Origin of the sequence: Bradyrhizobium sp. UBA2491 (genome assembly GCF_002341725.1) — a bacterium.
Lineage (GTDB): Bacteria > Pseudomonadota > Alphaproteobacteria > Rhizobiales > Xanthobacteraceae > Bradyrhizobium.
This window is the reverse complement of sequence record NZ_DDOP01000030.1, coordinates 13,008-29,803: the sequence shown is the minus strand read 5'-3', so window position 1 is coordinate 29,803 and position 16,796 is coordinate 13,008. Positions and strand designations below refer to the sequence as shown.

16 protein-coding genes are annotated in these 16,796 nt (G+C 65.1%); 10 read left to right on the top strand and 6 right to left on the bottom strand.

From position 1 onward, the window contains the following. Nucleotides 1–19 precede the first annotated feature (19 nt). The gene (locus B2W55_RS08825) at nt 20–829 is read right to left on the bottom strand and encodes a crotonase/enoyl-CoA hydratase family protein (protein WP_024579394.1); all 810 of its coding nucleotides are present in this window, start codon (nt 827–829) and stop codon (nt 20–22) included. A 100-nt stretch (nt 830–929) separates the two neighbouring features. Here B2W55_RS08825 and B2W55_RS08820 point away from each other — a divergent pair, with 100 nt between their 5' ends. Beyond that, on the top strand, nt 930–1,805 hold the full coding sequence (locus B2W55_RS08820; RefSeq protein WP_024579393.1) for an SDR family oxidoreductase: 876 nt from the start codon (nt 930–932) through the stop codon (nt 1,803–1,805). A gap of 236 nt (nt 1,806–2,041) precedes the next feature. Next, nucleotides 2,042–3,622 (top strand): fatty acid--CoA ligase, encoded by a 1,581-nt coding sequence (locus tag B2W55_RS08815; protein WP_024579392.1) that lies wholly within the window; start codon nt 2,042–2,044, stop codon nt 3,620–3,622. Nucleotides 3,623–3,770: 148 nt separating this feature from the next. Here B2W55_RS08815 and B2W55_RS08810 read toward each other — a convergent pair whose 3' ends face one another. Beyond that, nucleotides 3,771–5,045 (bottom strand): acyl-CoA dehydrogenase family protein, encoded by a 1,275-nt coding sequence (locus B2W55_RS08810; RefSeq protein WP_024579391.1) that lies wholly within the window; start codon nt 5,043–5,045, stop codon nt 3,771–3,773. Nucleotides 5,046–5,265: 220 nt separating this feature from the next. On the opposite strand from B2W55_RS08810, the gene B2W55_RS08805 reads away from it, so the two are divergent. Beyond that, on the top strand, nt 5,266–6,045 hold the full coding sequence (locus B2W55_RS08805; RefSeq protein WP_024579390.1) for an enoyl-CoA hydratase-related protein: 780 nt from the start codon (nt 5,266–5,268) through the stop codon (nt 6,043–6,045). Between the two features lie 127 nt (nt 6,046–6,172). On the opposite strand, the gene B2W55_RS08800 is transcribed toward B2W55_RS08805, so the two are convergent. The 3 genes from B2W55_RS08800 to B2W55_RS08790 are packed head-to-tail and all read right to left on the bottom strand — an operon-like array spanning nt 6,173 to nt 8,332. Next, nucleotides 6,173–6,553, bottom strand: a complete 381-nt coding sequence (locus B2W55_RS08800) for a DUF6285 domain-containing protein (RefSeq protein ID WP_024579389.1) — start codon at nt 6,551–6,553, stop codon at nt 6,173–6,175. 1 nt (nt 6,554) lies between these two features. After that, entirely contained in the window at nt 6,555–7,541 is a 987-nt protein-coding gene (locus B2W55_RS08795) for a phosphotransferase family protein (RefSeq protein ID WP_024579388.1), read from the bottom strand. Then, nucleotides 7,538–8,332: an enoyl-CoA hydratase/isomerase gene (locus tag B2W55_RS08790; protein ID WP_024579387.1), complete on the bottom strand. Its 795-nt coding sequence runs from the start codon at nt 8,330–8,332 to the stop codon at nt 7,538–7,540. The genes B2W55_RS08795 and B2W55_RS08790 overlap by 4 nt, the downstream gene beginning before the upstream one ends. A 163-nt stretch (nt 8,333–8,495) precedes the next feature. On the opposite strand from B2W55_RS08790, the gene B2W55_RS08785 reads away from it, so the two are divergent. The 5 genes from B2W55_RS08785 (at nt 8,496) to B2W55_RS08765 (ending at nt 12,574) form a co-directional block, all read left to right on the top strand. Continuing rightward, complete coding sequence (locus tag B2W55_RS08785) at nt 8,496–9,278, top strand: SDR family NAD(P)-dependent oxidoreductase (protein WP_024579386.1); 783 nt, start codon at nt 8,496–8,498, stop codon at nt 9,276–9,278. A gap of 422 nt (nt 9,279–9,700) precedes the next feature. Then, a complete protein-coding gene (locus tag B2W55_RS08780; RefSeq protein ID WP_024579385.1) occupies nt 9,701–10,078 on the top strand; it encodes a VOC family protein in 378 nt (125 codons plus the stop codon). A gap of 162 nt (nt 10,079–10,240) precedes the next feature. Then, nucleotides 10,241–11,515 (top strand): acyl-CoA dehydrogenase family protein, encoded by a 1,275-nt coding sequence (locus tag B2W55_RS08775; RefSeq protein ID WP_024579384.1) that lies wholly within the window; start codon nt 10,241–10,243, stop codon nt 11,513–11,515. A 157-nt stretch (nt 11,516–11,672) separates the two neighbouring features. After that, the gene (locus B2W55_RS08770; protein WP_024579383.1) at nt 11,673–12,290 is read left to right on the top strand and encodes a flavin reductase family protein; all 618 of its coding nucleotides are present in this window, start codon (nt 11,673–11,675) and stop codon (nt 12,288–12,290) included. Between the two features lie 8 nt (nt 12,291–12,298). Further along, nucleotides 12,299–12,574 (top strand): GNAT family N-acetyltransferase, encoded by a 276-nt coding sequence (locus tag B2W55_RS08765; protein WP_024579382.1) that lies wholly within the window; start codon nt 12,299–12,301, stop codon nt 12,572–12,574. A gap of 145 nt (nt 12,575–12,719) precedes the next feature. Here B2W55_RS08765 and yghU read toward each other — a convergent pair whose 3' ends face one another. Then, on the bottom strand, nt 12,720–13,598 hold the full coding sequence (gene yghU / locus B2W55_RS08760) for a glutathione-dependent disulfide-bond oxidoreductase (protein ID WP_024579381.1): 879 nt from the start codon (nt 13,596–13,598) through the stop codon (nt 12,720–12,722). A 276-nt stretch (nt 13,599–13,874) separates the two neighbouring features. Here yghU and B2W55_RS08755 point away from each other — a divergent pair, with 276 nt between their 5' ends. Together B2W55_RS08755 and B2W55_RS08750 are read left to right on the top strand one after the other, a co-directional pair. Then, nucleotides 13,875–15,008: a nitronate monooxygenase gene (locus tag B2W55_RS08755; protein ID WP_024579380.1), complete on the top strand. Its 1,134-nt coding sequence runs from the start codon at nt 13,875–13,877 to the stop codon at nt 15,006–15,008. Between the two features lie 171 nt (nt 15,009–15,179). Continuing rightward, the gene (locus B2W55_RS08750) at nt 15,180–16,694 is read left to right on the top strand and encodes an acetyl-CoA acetyltransferase (protein WP_024579379.1); all 1,515 of its coding nucleotides are present in this window, start codon (nt 15,180–15,182) and stop codon (nt 16,692–16,694) included. Nucleotides 16,695–16,796 lie beyond the last annotated feature (102 nt).

Genomic DNA, 16,796 nt, shown 5'->3' with positions numbered 1-16,796 from the left:
ATGACGGCAGCAAGGTCATTCACGCATCCGCAAACTTCGGCGCGCGCTTCTCCAGATTGGCGCGCACCGATTCGGTCTGGTTCGGACTGCCGAGCAGCTTCTGCTGCTCGACGGATTCCGCAAGCAGCGCCGCCGCCGGATCGACCGACAGGTTGTTCAGCAGCCGCTTGGCGGCACGGATCGCATCCGGGCTCTTGCCGGCGATCTCGCGCGCGACCTCGAGCGCCGCGGCACGCGGATCGTCGCAGACGCGGGTGGCAAGCCCGTAGCTCTGGGCTTCCTGTGCGGAGAAGATGCGGCCGGTATAGGTGAGCTCGCGCAGGATATCGTCACGCACCAGGCTCGCCAGGATCGGGGTGCCCGCCATGTCCGGCACCAGGCCCCACTTGATCTCCATGATCGACATCCGCGCATCGGTTGAGAGGAAGCGCATGTCGGCGCCAAGCGCGAGCTGGAAGCCGCCGCCGAACGCGACGCCGTGGACCGCGGCGATCACCGGCACCGGAAGCTGGCGCCAGCCCCATACCGCCTGCTGCGGAAAATTGGCCTTGCCGTGGGTCCGGATGGTCAGATCCCGCTTCTCACCGCCAGGCACCCCATTACCACCATCCTTCATGGCGGCGAACCGGCCCATGTCGAGGCCGGCGCAGAAGGCGCGGCCCTCGCCGGACAACACCACGACCCGGACGCCTTTTTCCTTGGAAAGCCGGTCGGTTGCGGCGACCAATGCCTCGAACATCGCGGCATCGAGCGCGTTCATCTTTTCCGCCCGCACCAGGCGGACATCCGCGATACCGTCTGAAATCGATATCGAAACGCGATCTTCCATTGAAATCTCCTCCGCTGATCCTGGTTGGCGCTTTACAGAAAGGCCGTTGTCCGGTTTTAGTCAATCGACCAATTAACTGACAACCCCCGTGGAGGAAACGATGTTCAGCAATCAGCTTCTTGCCGGGCGGCGCATATTGGTAACCGGCGGTGGCACCGGTCTCGGCAAGGCCATGGCAACCCGGTTCCTGCAACTCGGGGCCGAGGTCCATATCTGCGGCCGCCGCAAGAGCGTCTGCGACGAGACCGCCACCGAACTGATGGCCGAGCATGGCGGACGCGTCGTCAGCCACGGCGTCGATATCCGCAATGCCATGGCGGTCGACGAGATGATCGAGGCGATCTGGACCACCAGCGGCCCCCTCACCGATCTGATCAACAACGCCGCCGGCAATTTCATCTCGCGCTCGGAAGAGCTTTCGGCGCGCGGGTTCGATGCCGTGGCCAACATCGTGATGCACGGCACCTTCTATGTGACGCATGCGGTAGGCCGGCGCTGGATCGCGGGCGGCCATCGCGGCAACGTGGTGTCGATCACCGTGACCTGGGTGCGCAACGGCTCGCCCTATGTGGTGCCGTCGGCGATGAGCAAGTCCGCGATCCATGCCATGACCATGTCGCTGGCGATCGAATGGGGCCGCCACGGCATCCGCCTCAACACCATCGCGCCCGGCGAGATTCCGACCGAAGGCATGAGCAAGCGCATCAAGCCGGGCGACGAGGCCGGCGCCCGCACCAAGGCGATGAATCCGATGGGCCGGGTCGGCACCATGGACGAGTTGCAGAACCTCGCAGTGTTCCTGATCTCCGGCGGCTGCGACTGGATCAACGGCGAGACCATCGCCATGGACGGCGCGCAGGCGCTGGCGATGGGTGGCAATTTCTACCAGCTCCGCGACTGGAGCGACGACGACTGGACCAAGGCGCGGGAGTCGATCAAGGCGCAGAACGAAAAGGATCGCGCGGCGCGGGGCTGAGGCCGGCGCTTGCGCATCAACGTCCGCTGTCGTCCTGGCGGAAGCCAGGACCCATAACCACCGCTGCGCGCGATTGCGCACGTTGTGGCCGTAGCGTCGCGCCTTATTTGCACTGGTGGTAATGGGTCCTGGCTTTCGCCAGGACGACGTTGAAACATAGCGAGCACCCACCCCGTATTGTTTTTCCCGCGCGATGCAGCCACACTCCGCGCCAACAAAAACATCACGGGGGAAACATGTCCGACGCGCCGAAACCAAACAATCTTGCCGACATGGTGCGCGACCGCGCCAAGAGCCGCGGCGATGCGCTGGCCTATGAGTTCGAGGGCCGGCAGACCAGCTTCACCGAGTTCGACACCAAGACCAACCGCGTCGCCAACGCGCTGATCGCGATGGGCGTCCGGAAAGGCGAGCGCATCGCCTATCTCGGCAAGAACAGCGATTTCTATTTCGAACTGCTGATGGGCGCGATGAAGGCCGGCGTGGTGATGGCGCCGGTGAACTGGCGTCTCGCCGGCCCCGAGGTCGCCTTCATCGTCGACGACTGCAAGGCGCCGCTGCTGTTCGTCGGCCCCGAATTCGTCACCCAGGCGCGCAATATCAGCGACAAGCTGCCCAGCGTCCGCAGCATCATCACGACCGAGGGCGGCGCACCGGAATGGCCTGACTATCTCGCATGGCGCGACGCACAAAGTGGCGACGACCCGCGCGTCGCGATCGAGCCGAAGGACATCGCGATCCAGCTCTACACCTCGGGCACGACCGGCAAGCCGAAGGGCGCGATGCTGTCGCACGCCAACTTCCTCAACCTCGTGCAAACCGGCAACGAGAACGAGAAGCCGGACTGGAACAAATGGACCACCGACGATGTCTCGCTGGTGGCGATGCCGATCTTCCACATCGGCGGCTCCGGCTGGGGCGTCATGGGACTCTATCACGGCGCCCGCGGCGTGATCGCGCGCGAATTCGATCCGACCAAGGTGCTCGACTTCTTCGAGCAGTCCGGCATCACCAAGCTGTTCATGGTGCCGGCCGCGATGCAATTCGTGGTGCGGCAGCCCCGCGCGCGGCAGGTCGATTTCTCCCGCCTGAAGTACATGCTGTATGGCGCCTCGCCGATCCCGGCGGCGCTGCTGAAGGAGTGCATCGAGGTCTTCAAATGCGGCTTCGTGCAGATGTACGGCATGACCGAGACCACCGGCACCATCGTCGCGCTGCCGCCGGAGGATCATATCGAAGGGCTCGAGCGGATGCGCTCGGCCGGCAAGGCGCTGGCGGGCGTCGAACTCGCGATCCTCGACGCGGACGGCAAGCCGCTGCCGCCGGGCGAGGTCGGCGAGATCGCCACCCGCTCCGGCTCCAACATGGCAGGCTACTGGAATCTGCCAGAGGCCACCGCGAAGACGATCGACGGCGACGGCTGGCTGCGCACCGGCGATGCCGGCTACATGGACAAGGACGGCTATCTCTACATCCACGACCGCATCAAGGACATGATCATCTCCGGCGGCGAGAACATCTATCCGGCCGAAGTCGAGAGCGCGCTGTGCGACCACCCGGATGTGGCGGAAGCCGCCGTGATCGGCATCCCCGACGAGAAATGGGGCGAGGCGGTCAAGGCTGTCGTGGTGATGAAGCCGGGCAAGAGCGCTGATGCGACCGACATCATCAACTTCGCCCGCGAGCGGATCGCCGGCTACAAGACGCCGAAATCGGTCGACTTCATCGCTGCGCTGCCGCGCAACCCGTCGGGCAAGATCCTGCGGCGGAGCCTGCGTGAGCCGTACTGGGCGGGCAAGGACCGGCAGGTGAACTGATCGGGCGCGACCCTACTTTGCCGTCATCAAAGCGGGTGATCCGGTATCCCGGAGACAGCGGTTATGGAATCGATAGGCCGCAGCGTACTGGATACCCCGCTTTCGCGGGGTATGACGGGTCAACATATCGCGACGTCGTGCCCCCAACTCAGTGCTTGCCGGCTCCCATGTAGCCGAACAGGAAGCCCGCCACCTTGCGCTTCTGGATCTCCTCGCTGCCTTCGGTGATGCGATAGCGGCGGTGGTGGCGGTAGATGTGCTCGAACGGCTTGTGGCGCGAATAGCCCATGCCGCCATGCACCTGCATCGCGCGGTCGGCGGCCTCGCAGCACAGCCGGTTTGCCCAGAAATTGCACATCGAGACCCGGTCCGACAGCGTGTGCTCGACCTGGGCCTGGGTGAGCTGATCCATCTCCCACGCCGTCTTGCGGATCAGCAGCCGCAGCATCTCGGCCTGGGTGGCAAGCTCGACCAGCGGCCACTGGATCGCCTGGTTCTCGGCCAGCGCCTTGCCGAACGGCTTGCGCTCGCGGGCATACTTCACGCTCTCGTTGATGCAGTACACCGCAGCGCCGAGCGAGCTTGCCGCCTGGCGGATGCGGTTCTCGTGCACGAAGCATTGCGCCAAGGACAGGCCGCGGCCGACCTCGCCGAACTGCGTATCCTCAGGCACGAACACGTCGGTGAAGCTGACCCGCGGATGATCGGTCGGCATGTTGAAGGTCCACATGTATTCTTCAACCTTCACGCCCGGCGATTTCGCCGGCACCAGGAAGCAGCTGATGCCGCGGGCGTCGCCGTCATTGCCGGAGGTGCGGGCAAACAGCGCGCAGTGCGTCGCGACATGCATGCCGGTGGTCCACATCTTCTCGCCGTTGATGATCCAGCCTTTGACGTTGTCACGCGTGGCCGGGACGGCTTTGGTCTCCATATGCGTGGCGTCGGAGCCGTGCTCCGGCTCGGTGAGGCCGAATGTGATGCGGTACTTGCCGGTGATCGAGCCGTCGATCATCGCCTTCTGCTCGTCGGTTCCATAGCGGTCGAGCATGGTCACGATCGGCAGATTGCCGACGATCGAATGCTCGTTCTGCAAATCATTGTGCAGGCCGAGTCCCTTCGAGGCGAAATGCTCGCGGATCACGGCCATCCACAGGTTGGAACCGTCCTTGCCACCATAGCGCTTCGGGATCGCGAAGCGGAGATGGCCGGCGGCGTCGGCCAGGTTCTTGGCCTTGCGCAGCAAGAGCTCCCATTCATGGCGCGGCAGGCCGCCCTTGTCGAAATCGGTGCGCGCCCATTCGCGGCGATGATCGAAGAAGCGGATGTTGTCATCGGCCTCTTCCAGTGGCTTGATCTCGCGTTCGATGAAGCGGTCGAGCTCGGCGAGATAGGCTGTCAGGTCAGCCGGCAGATTGAAATCCAAGGCGGTCTCTCCCGGAAATATTGTTGATTCTGGTTTTGCGTTTAGGCGCTATCGCGGATCCGCGTTCGGATCGATTAAGCTGAGAAGCACGCGGCCAAGTCAAGCGCGCCAGTGAGGCTTGCGCGCGCGGTCGCGTTGCGTAATTGAATGGCACGGAACGGCGCGCAGGCGGTAGGATGCGCGCCATATTCTTCGCCGCAGAAAATCCACGGGAGCAAACATGGATCTGAAATTCTCCAAGGTGACGCGCAAGGGTCCCATCACCATCGTGACGCTGTCGCGGCCCGAGGTTTACAACGCGCTGCATATCGACGCGCATTTCGAGCTCAACAAGGTGTTCGACGACTTCTCCGCCGATCCCGAGCAGTGGGTGGCGATTGTCACCGGCGCCGGTGACAAGGCGTTCTGCGCCGGCAACGACCTGAAATGGCAGGCCGCCGGCGGCAAGCGCGGCTGGGACAAGGGCGGCTTCGCCGGACTCACCAGCCGCTTCGACTGCGACAAGCCGATCATCGCCGCCGTCAACGGCGTCGCGATGGGCGGCGGCTTCGAGATCGCGCTGGCCTGCGACCTGATCATCGCCTCGGAGAACGCAACCTTCGCTTTGCCCGAGCCGCGCGTCGGCCTCGCCGCGCTCGCCGGCGGCGTGCACCGGCTGCCGCGCCAGATCGGGCTGAAGCGTGCCATGGGCATGATCCTGACCGCGCGCCATGTCAGCGCCAAGGAAGGCCTCGAGCTCGGCTTCGTCAACGAGGTGGTGCCGCAGGGCGAGGCGCTGGCCGCTGCCGAGCGCTGGGCCGAGACCATCACCAAGAACTCGCCGATGTCGATCCGCGCCTCCAAGCAGGCGATCCAGAAGGGCCTCGAAGTCTCGCTGGAGCAGGCGCTGGCCGAGCAGCGCGAGTATCCCGCGGTGAAGGCGATGGCGGCCTCGCAGGATTACATCGAGGGCCCGAAGGCGTTTTCCGAGAAGCGCCCGCCGAAGTGGCTGGGGCGGTGACGCCCACTCTCCTCCTGTCATTCCGGGGCGGCGCGAAGCGACGAGCCCGGAATCCATAACCACCATCGTGAGTATAGATTCCGGGCCTGCGCCTGCCGGCGCATCCCGGAATGACGAAGATGGACAGTTACGTCTGCTTGTTCCCCAACTCCCTCTTGTACGACGCGTAGTTCGGCTGATCGACGGCGAGCTTGTCCATCGTGGTCTGCCAGAGATGCTCCGGCAGTCCCGGCGTTGCCAGATCGAGCTCGCCGCTGGCGATCTTGTCGGACAGCGTGCGGTTGAGCTCCATCAGCGTCCCGTCCGCGCCGAGCAATTGCTTCAGCCGCGCCGCCTCGGTGGCGTCGCCTGCCCCGGCCAGCGCGAGCTGCCGGGTCACCAGGTCGAGCGCGTTGATGCCGACGCGCAGCTTGAAGCCGTTGTGGCCCTTGATCGCGGGCGCAATCTCGTCGCGCAGGAAATCGGCGACGGCCTTGATCAGTTCGGTGGGTGTCGGTTCGTCCTGCATCTCAACGACCTCTCGGTGCAAGTAGCCTAAGCAGATCGATCTCGGTCTCCGATGCGCGTCGCCCGATCATCGCGCGCTCCATCGAATGGTCAGGGCCGGCGCGGAAGCGCTGCATCATGCCGCAGCACATCACGCCCCAGCGCAGCGTGCCCATCACCTCCCAGAACATCACGCGGTCGGGGTCGGCCTTGCGACCGGCTTCCTCGTAGCCAGCGAACAGATCCTCGCGCGTGCCAAAACCGCCGACCGGCTTGTCGATCTCGCCGAAGCGCCACGAATTGACGCAGATCCAGCCGAGATCCTCCATCGGATCGCCGGTATGCGCGAGCTCCCAGTCGAGCACCGCGCGCACCCCGTCGGGCCCGATGATCAGATTGCCGTGCCGGAAATCGCCATGCACCAGCGTCACCTCGGACGATGGTCCGGGATCGTGATCGCGCAGCCAGCGCAATGCCAGCTCGAACACCGGCCGAGGCCAGTTGAAGCTGTGATATTCGCGGGAGAGATCCTCGATCTCCTTGGTCGCCGTCAGACCGCGCAGCTTCGGCAGCCGCGCCTGTGGCAGGCCGTGAATGCCGGCGATGACGCGGCCGAGCTGGCGCGCCAGCATCGGCCGCGCGCTGGCGTATTCCTCGTCACGCAAAATTTTCCGCGCGATGGTCTCGCCTTCGACCCGCGCCATGATGAAGCCGCGGCCAAGGCCATCCTCCGGCCTCAAGACGTGCATCACCTTCGGCGACGGCAGGCCCGCGTCATGCGCGAGCTGCATCAGCGTGGCCTCGGCGTCGAGGCCGGCGGCGCGGCCGGGCGCCGCACCGTAGCCCGGCGGCGCGCGGCGCAGGATCGCGCCGATCGTGCCGTCGGGGTGCACGATGTCGAACGTCCAGGTCTCCTGGCTGGCGCCGCCGGAGAGCTTTGCCGCGCCGGTGACGCCGGTCGCGCCCGGATGAAACGCGGCGACGCAGCGCCTGAGTTCGGTCTCGATCATTTGCCCTTGAACTTCGCCGGCCGCTTTTCGAGGAATGCGGTGACGCCTTCCTTGAAATCCTCGGCGCGGCCCGCGATCCGCTGCGACTCGCATTCCAGGTTGAGCTGATCCTCGAGGGTGTTTTCCGGGCTGTCCCAATACAGCTTGCGGATCAGCGACAGCGCGATCGTCGGACCGTTGGCGAGATCATGCGCGAGCTTCATGGTCTCCTCCATCAGCGCGGCGTCGTCATAGACGCGGTTGACGAGACCCCATTCCAGCGCCTTCTCGGCCGGCAGCCGCTCGCCGAGCAGCGACAGCTCGACCGAACGCGCCTTGCCGATCAGCCGCGGCAACAGCCAGGTCGAACCGCAATCCGGCACCAGGCCGATGCGGCGGAACGCTTGCAGGAAATAGGACGAGCGCGCGCACAGGATCAGATCGCCCATCAGCGCGAAGCTCATGCCGGCGCCGGCCGCCGGGCCATTCACCGCCGTCACGATCGGACAGTGCAGCTTACGCAATCGGCGCAGGAACGGATGGAATGCGGTCTCCAGCGCCGCGCCGGCGTTGCTCCGGCCGGGCTTCTGCTGCTGGTTGCGGCCTTGCAGGTTGGCACCGGTGCAGAAGGCGCGGCCGGTGCCCGTGATCACCAGGCAGCGCACCTCGTCGCGCTTGTCGTCGATCGCATCGAGCGCCTCGGCAAGGCCGCCCAGCATGTCGATCGAGACTGCGTTCATGACTTCCTGATGGTCGAGTTTGAGGATCGCGACCGATCCGTCGAAGTCGAGCGTGACGTGCTTGAACTGCATGGTTTCCTCTTTACGTTGTTGCGGCGGTTGGTACCGCAGTAGGTCGATGGGTCGACCTGTATCTGGACCCATATTTGATTTTTGTGCCGGGCTTGTCCATGGTCGATGGCAAGCCCATCCGTGAACGCGTGATTAGCGCGCACCAAACCAAATGGAAACCCCAATGAGTGGCATCTTCGATCTCACCGGCCGCGTCGCTGTCATCACCGGTGGCAATGGCGGCATCGGCCTCGGCATCGCGCAGGCGCTCAACGCCGCCGGCTGCAACGTCGCGATCTGGGGCCGCAACGCGGAAAAAAACGCCAACGCCGCCGCCTCGATGAAGGCCGGCCCCGGCAAGGTCGCCACGCAATTCTGCGACGTCAGCGATCCCGGTTCGGTCAAGACCGCGATGAAGGCAACCCTCGACACCTTCGGCCGCGTCGACGGCTGCTTCGCCAATGCCGGCATCGGCGGCGGCGGACGCCGCTCCTTCATCGACCGCACCGAGGAGGAATGGCGGCGGATGTTCGCGACCAATCTCGACGGCGTGTTCCACGTATTCCAGGCTGCGGCACGCCACATGACCGAGCGGTCCGAGGCCGGCGACAAGTTCGGCCGGCTGGTCGCGACCTCGAGCCTCGCCTCGCTGTTCGGCACCGCGCGCAACGAGCACTATGCCGGCACCAAGGCCGCGCTGAATGCGCTGTGCCGCGCGCTCGGCGTCGAGCTCGCCCGCCACGGCGTCACCGCGAACGCGATCCTGCCCGGCTGGATCAAGAGCGACATGACCGCCGGCATCATGGCCAACGACAAGTTCGTCGCCAACGTGATGCCGCGCATCCCGGTGCGCCGCTTCGGCGAACCGAGCGATTTCGGCGGCATCGCCGTCTACCTCATGAGCAAGGCGTCGTCCTATCATACGGCGGATTGTTTCGTGATCGACGGCGGGTATACCGCGTTCTGAATGCGCTGCTGCGTCCACAATCACGACTGTCGTCCTGGCGAAAGCCAGGACCCATAACCACCGCGTTCGCTTGTGATCGGGATCGCGGCCCCGGCGTCGTGCGGCAATTGGCGATCGGGGTAATGGGTCCGGGCTTTCGCCAGGACGACACTGATCTTGTTGCGCGACCTGTGAAACATACACCCACATCCTCGCGGCGTGATCGCGTCCGAGTCTTGCGTCTACTCGCCCTCCTCCGCAACAGAGGGCGCAGCATTTCCTCCCCACGTCATTCCGGGGCGCGCAAAGCGCGAACCCGGAATGACGAGTGCGAACACCACGCGACGCCGCGTCGCTTCCGTTGCGATAAAACTGCTGCTAAGCGTTCCAACCGCAAGGGCGCAACAAGGCGGCTTTCATAACCAAGAGGGAGGATATTTCAGATGTTTTCACACGTGATGGTTGGCACCAACGACCTGGACAAGGCCAAGTCGTTCTATGACGCACTGCTCGGTACGATCGATGTCCGGCCGGCCCGGGTCGACGGTCACCGCATCATGTACCTCACCAAGGCCGGCATCTTCATGGTCTCCAAGCCGATCGACGGCGAACCGGCGACCCATGCCAATGGCGGCACGATCGGCTTTGCCTGCGCTTCGCCCGAGCAGGTCGATGCCTGGCACGCGGCCGGTGTCGCCAACGGCGGCAAGCCTATCGAGGATCCGCCGGGCGTGCGGGAAGGCGGCGGCATCAAGCTCTACCTCGCTTACTTGCGCGATCTCGACGGCAACAAGATCTGCGCGATGCATCGGATGACCTGACGATCCGGCACGTGTCGTGAGCGGCGGCGTTCAAACAACGTTTGAAACGCCGTCGCGATATTCCGCGATGCGGTAGCGACGGTGCGAAATCGGTGCTCGCGCTTCGCGCCGCACGCGTCTATTGTCCGCCGCGAAACGCGCCTTCGCGAGGGAGAAAAGACAATGAAACATGCCTATGTGCCGCGCACCACGAACTACACGCTCAACCCGGGCGACGAGCTCAACGACCTCCGGATGTCGGACAAGGTTCGCCCGCTCTACGACCACGTGAAGCAGTTCATCCGCGACACCGTCGACCCGATGTCGGTCGAGTTCTATCGCGCCGGCGAGAAGAAGACCAACCGCTGGAGCTTCACCGACGAGCAGCTCGCGATCCTGCAGAAGGCCAAGGACAAGGCCAAGGAAGTCGGCCTCTGGAACTTCTTCCTGCCCGACGCCGAGACCGGCGACGGCCTCAACAACCTCGACTACGCCTATATCGCCGCCGAGCTCGGCAAGAGCCCGCTGGCGTCCGAGACCATGAACTGCTCGGCGCCCGACACCGGCAACATGGAAGTGCTGGAGCGGGTCGGCACCAAGGCGCAGAAGGAGAAGTGGCTGAAGCCATTGCTCAACGGCGAGATCCGCTCGGCCTACGCAATGACCGAGCCGAACGTCGCCTCCTCCGACGCCAAGAACATCTCGACCACCGCGAAGCTGGTCGGCGACGAGTGGGTGATCAACGGCGAGAAGTACTACATCTCCGGCGCCGGCGACCCGCGCTGCAAGATCATGATCGTGATGGTGAAGACCAATCCCGATGCCGCACCCAGCAAGCAGCAGTCGCAGATCCTGGTGCCGATCGACACCCCCGGCGTCGAGATCCTTGGGCCCATGCACGTGTTCGGCCACGACCACGCGCCGCGCGGCCACATGCATCTGCGCTTCAACAATTGCAGGGTGCCGAAGGAGAACATGCTGCTCGGCGAGGGCCGCGGCTTCGAGATCTCGCAGGTCCGCCTCGGACCGGGGCGCATCCATCACTGCATGCGCACCATCGGCAAGGCCGAGAAGGCGCTCGACATGATGGTGCAGCGCGGCCTAACCCGCGAAGCGTTCGGCAAGAAGATCGCCCATCTCGGCGGCAACATGCAGATCATCGCCCAGGCGCGCTGCGAGATCGAGGCGATGCGGCTGATGGTGCTGAAGGCGGCCAAGGCGATGGACGTGCTCGGCAACAAGGAAGCCCGCGTCTGGGTGTCGATGGTCAAGGCGATGGTGCCCGAGCGCGCCTGCAAGGTGATCGACCAGGCGATCCAGATGCACGGCGCCACCGGCATCTCGCAGTGGTCGCCGCTCGGCGAGATGTACCAGGACGTCCGCCATCTCCGCTTCGCCGACGGTCCGGACGAGGTGCACTGGATGGTGGTCGGCCGCCACGAACTGAGCATGACGTAACAGCTCATTTTCCCCCTCTCCCCGCAAGCGGGGCGAGGTGAGAAAGCAACAACAAGTCTGTCAGGCGGGTTAGCGCAAGCTAGCCCGCCTTTTGCTTTGCGGCCGGGCGGCGGCGGGTTACGCTCCGACAACCTGCTCCGCCATTTCGGATCATCCCATGGAATACGCCGCAAGCGACCTGACCCAGCGCGAACGCTACAAGGTGCTGACCTCCTTCGTGCTGCCGCGGCCAATCGCCTGGGTCACGAGCCTCGGCCCGGACGGCGTGGTCAATGCGGCACCGTTCTCGTTCTTCAACGTGTTCTGCGAGGATCCGCCGCTCTGCATGTTCGCGGTCAATCGTCGGCCGGATGGACGCGAGAAGGACACCATGGTCAACATCCAGCGCCTGGGCGAATTCGTGGTCAACCTGACCGACGAGCCCCTGGCGCGCGCCATGCACGAGAGCTCGGGCGACTTTCCGCCCGAGATCGGCGAACCTGATTACCTCGGCCTCAAGCTCGCGCCGTCCAGCAAGATCGCGGTGCCCCGGCTTGCCGACGCGCCGTTCGCGATGGAGTGCAGGACCTGGAAGCTGATCGACGTCAACGGCGACCGCGAGCTCATCATGGGCGAAGGCATTCACTTCCACATCCGCGACGAATTGTGGGACGATGACGCGATGCGCGTTCATATGGATCGCTATCACCCGATCGGCCGCATGTTCGCCGACCGCTACTGCCGCACCGACGACCGCGTGGCGTTTCCCGCAGCCGAAGGCGCAAAGACGAAATAGGAGAAACGATGACTGAAGCATTCCACGACAACGCGGCGCAGAGCCGGTTCGAGCTCGCCGTCGACGGCCACATCGCCTTCGTGGTCTACCGCAAGACGCCGGATACGATCACGCTGGTCCACACCGAAGTGCCGCCGGAGCTTGGCGGCCGCGGCATCGGCTCCAAGCTCGCCCGCGCCACGCTCGACGCCGTGCATGCGCAGAAGATCAAGCTCGTCGTGAAATGTGAATTCATCCAGGGCTTCATGAAGAAGAACCCGGAGTATGACGATTTATTGAGCTAATCTGCCCTACTGCATCCCACACTTCGTCATGGCCGGGCTTGTCCCGGCCATCCACGTCTTCGTCTCCGGTGAACAAAGACGTGGATGCCCGGCACAAGGCCGGGCACGACCAATTTCACCGAGAGATCGCAGCGTATCAGCAACTTTACGACGACGCCGGCTCCCCGATCTTGTCCTGCGTCCTGGTCTCGAAATCGCTGGCGTCATGGCGCTCGTGGAGCTGGCTCGACGGCTCGCCCCAGGTGCGGTTGACCATGCGGCCGCGCTTCACCGCGGGCCGTGTCGCGATCGCGTCGGTCCAGCGCTGCACGTTCTTGTAGTCCTGCACCGAGAGGAATTCGCCGGCGCCGTAGAGCAGGCCCTTGGCGAGCCCGCCATACCAGGGCCACACCGCCATGTCGGCGATGGTGTAGACGTCACCGGCGAGATATTCGTTGTCGGCGAGCCGGCGCTCGAGCACGTCGAGCTGGCGCTTCACCTCCATCGCGAAGCGGTCGATGGCATATTCGATCTTGGTCGGCGCATAGGCATAGAAGTGCCCGAAGCCGCCGCCGAGATAGGGTGCGGCACCCATCTGCCAGAACAGCCAGGAGAAGGTTTCGGCGCGGGTCTTGACGTCGGTCGGCAGGAACGCGCCGAATTTTTCCGCCAGATAGACCAGGATCGAGCCCGACTCGAACACCCTGATCGGCTCCGCTCCGCTGCGATCCATCAGCGCCGGGATCTTCGAGTTCGGATTGACGCCAACGAAGCCGCTGCCGAACTGGTTGCCGTCGATCTTGATCAGCCAGGCGTCGTATTCCGCACCCGTGTGGCCGGCAGCCAGCAACTCTTCCAGCATCACGGTGACCTTCACCCCGTTCGGCGTCGCCAGCGAGTAGAGTTGCAGCGGATGGCGGCCGACCGGCAGCTCCTTGTCATGGGTCGGACCGGCGATCGGCCGGTTGATGCTGGCGAAGCGGCCGCCGCTTTCCTTGTTCCAGGTCCAGACTTTCGGCGGCTCGTAGGCAGGGGTGTCGGTCACGTGGTTGGCTCCCGGGTTGACGTTTTTCCATGGCGCGGCAACCGCCGTGCACATCCGCATGTCTGCACTAGATGGTGGGCAGGTTCCGCTTTGCCCAGCCCACGCGATCGCATTTTCTACCCAGCGGAATGCGCTGCGCGCGATGCTGCCAAGCAGCGCCTGTACGCAAGATCGCCGAGGCCGAAACCCGCTTGGCTTCGCTGACCGTGATGCGCTAGCGTTGCAGGGGCTGATGCCAACAAGCACAAGAAGCAGCCGGCGGGAGAAAACCAATCCATGAAGTCACCGATCTGCGACATGCTGGGGATCGAATTCCCCCTGCTCGCTTTCAGCCATTGCCGCGACGTGGTCGCAGCGGTCAGCCGCGCCGGCGGCTTCGGCGTGTTCGGCGCGACCCGGTACCTGCCGGAAACGCTGGAGCAGGAATTGAAATGGATCGACGCGCATGTCGACGGCAAGCCCTACGGCATCGACGTGCTGATCCCCGAGAACATCTCGACCGCCGGCGAGAAGAACGTCACCTGGAAGAGCCTGGAGAAACGCGTCTCCAAGGAGCACCGCGACTTCACCCGCAATCTCTTGAAGAAATACGACATCGAGCTCACGGCGCAGAGCGTCGCCGACAACCAGCCGCAACCGTTCGATGCCGAGACCGCGCTGCAATTGCTCGAGGTCTCGTTCCGCCATCCGATCAGGCTGATCGCCAACGCGCTCGGCGTGCCGCCGCGGGCGATGATCGAGATGGGCCGCAAGCACAACGTGCCGGTCGCAGCCCTGATCGGCTCCAAGGAGCACGCGCTGCGCCAGGTCGCGGCCGGCGTCGATATCCTGGTCGCGCAGGGCACCGAGGCCGGCGGCCATTGCGGCGAGGTCTCGACCATGGTGCTGGTGCCCGAGGTGATCAAGGCGGTGAAGAAGATCCGCGACGTGCCGGTGCTCGCCGCCGGCGGCATCATGACCGGCAGCCAGATGGCCGCCTGCATGGCAATGGGCGCGGCCGGCGCCTGGACCGGCTCGGTGTGGCTTGCCACCGTGGAGTCGGAGACCTCCGAGATCTTCCGCGAGAAGATGATCGCGGCCTCCTCGCGTGACGCGATCCGCTCCAAGGGCCGCACTGGCAAGCCCGCGCGGCAACTCCGTTCGGTCTGGACCGACGCCTGGGACCGTTCGCCGGAAAGCCCCGGCGCGCTGCCGATGCCGCTGCAAAGCATCATCAGCCGCGACGCCTTCAACGCCATCGACCGCGCCGCCGAGGCCGGCAACGAGAAGGCGCGCGATCTCGTCAGCTACTTCGTCGGCCAGGGCGTCGGCCTGGTCGACAGCGTCAAGTCCGCCGGCGCCGTGGTGCAGGAGTTCAAGGAAGATTTCGTCGAGGCCGTCGAGCACATGAATGCGTTGGTGGCGGAGTAGAGAGAGTATGCGGCCCATCCTTCGAGGCTCGCTCAGCCGCGCTAGTGCGCCGCTGAGCGAGCACCTCAGGATGACGCTGTGCCCGTAGCCGTCACCCTGAGGTGCCGTAGCGCAGCGGAGGCCTCGAAGGGCGGCGGCGTGGCGAAGATTTAGAAAGTGAAGCAAGAAGAAATGACAACATCTCATATCCCCGAAGACCGTATTCCCGTCATCGTCGGCGTCGGCGAGATCGTCGATCGTCCGAAGGACATCGCAGCCGGCCTCGAGCCGCTCACCTTGCTCGAGGAGGCGCTGAAGCGCGCCGAGGCCGACAGCGGCGCAAAGCTGCTCGCCGACGTGCAGTCGCTCGACGTCGTCAACTTCCTGAGCTGGCGCTACCGCGATCCGGAGAAGCAGCTGGCGCAGCGGCTCGGCATCGCGCCGGCGCATCTCTATTACGGCCCGGTCGGCGGCGAGAGCCCGATCCGCTATCTGCACGAAGCGGCGCAGCGCATCGCGCGCGGCGAATGCAGCGTGGCCGCGGTCTGCGGCGCGGAGGCGCAGTCGACCGCGACCAAGGCGCAGCGCGCCGGCGTCGAACTGCCCTGGACGCCGTTCGCGCATGACGTCGAGGAGCCCAAGCGCGGCGCCGCGTTCCAGAAGCCGCTTGCCGTGACGCTCGGCGTGTTCAGGCCGATCACGGTCTATCCGCTCTATGAGTCCGCGACCTCGGCGCATTGGGGCCAGACGCCGCGCGAGGCGCTGAAGGAATCCGGCGAGCTGTGGTCGACCTATGCGCGGGTTGCCGCCGACAATCCGAACTCCTGGCTGAAGAAGACATTCACCGGCGACGAGATCACGACCGCGACGCCGGACAACCGGATGATCGCGTGGCCCTATACGAAGCTGATGGTCGCGAACCCGACGGTGAACATGGGCGGCGCGCTGATCCTGACCAGCCTGGCGAAGGCGCGCGCCGCGGGCGTGCCCGAAGACAGGCTGATCTATCCGCTCGGCGGCGCCTCGGCGGAAGAGCCGCGCGATTACCTGATCCGCGACCAGTTCGTCGAGAGCCACGCGCAGACCGCGGTGCTGAAGGCGGTGATGGATCTGGTCGGCGGCGACGGCAAGAAGTTCGACGCGATCGAACTCTATAGCTGTTTCCCCTGCGTGCCCAAGATGGCGCGCCGGACGCTCGGCCTTGGGCCCGACGTACAGCCGACCGTGACAGGCGGGCTGACGTTCTTCGGCGCGCCGCTCAACACCTACATGACGCATTCGGCCTGCGCGATGGTGCGCAAGCTGCGCAGCGGCGGCACGCTCGGCCTGCTCTACGGCCAGGGCGGCTTCGTCACCAAGCATCACGGCCTGGTGCTGTCGCGCGCGGCGCCGACATCAGCACTCAAGCAGGACACCAGCGTGCAGGCGGAGGCGGACCGGCATCGCCGCGACGTGCCTGACTTCACCGCCGAGGCGACAGGCAAAGGCAAGGTCGAGGCCTTCACCGTGATCTATCGCGCCAATGGCGAGGTCGAGCACGGCGTCACCATGCTGCGCACCGACGACGGCCGCCGCAGCCTCGGCCGCATCCCGGCAAGCGACACCGCAACGCTGGCGCATCTGCAGAATCTCGACCGCACCCCGGTCGGCACCACGGGCAACATCGTCACCGCCGCTGACGGCGTGCCGGAATGGCGGGTTGGCTGAGCGACTGAATTGGCAGGGTGGGCAAGGCGAAAGCGTGCCCACCATCGCGTGCAGTGTACTTGACGGTGGGCACGGCGCTTTCGCGCCTTTGCCCACCCTACG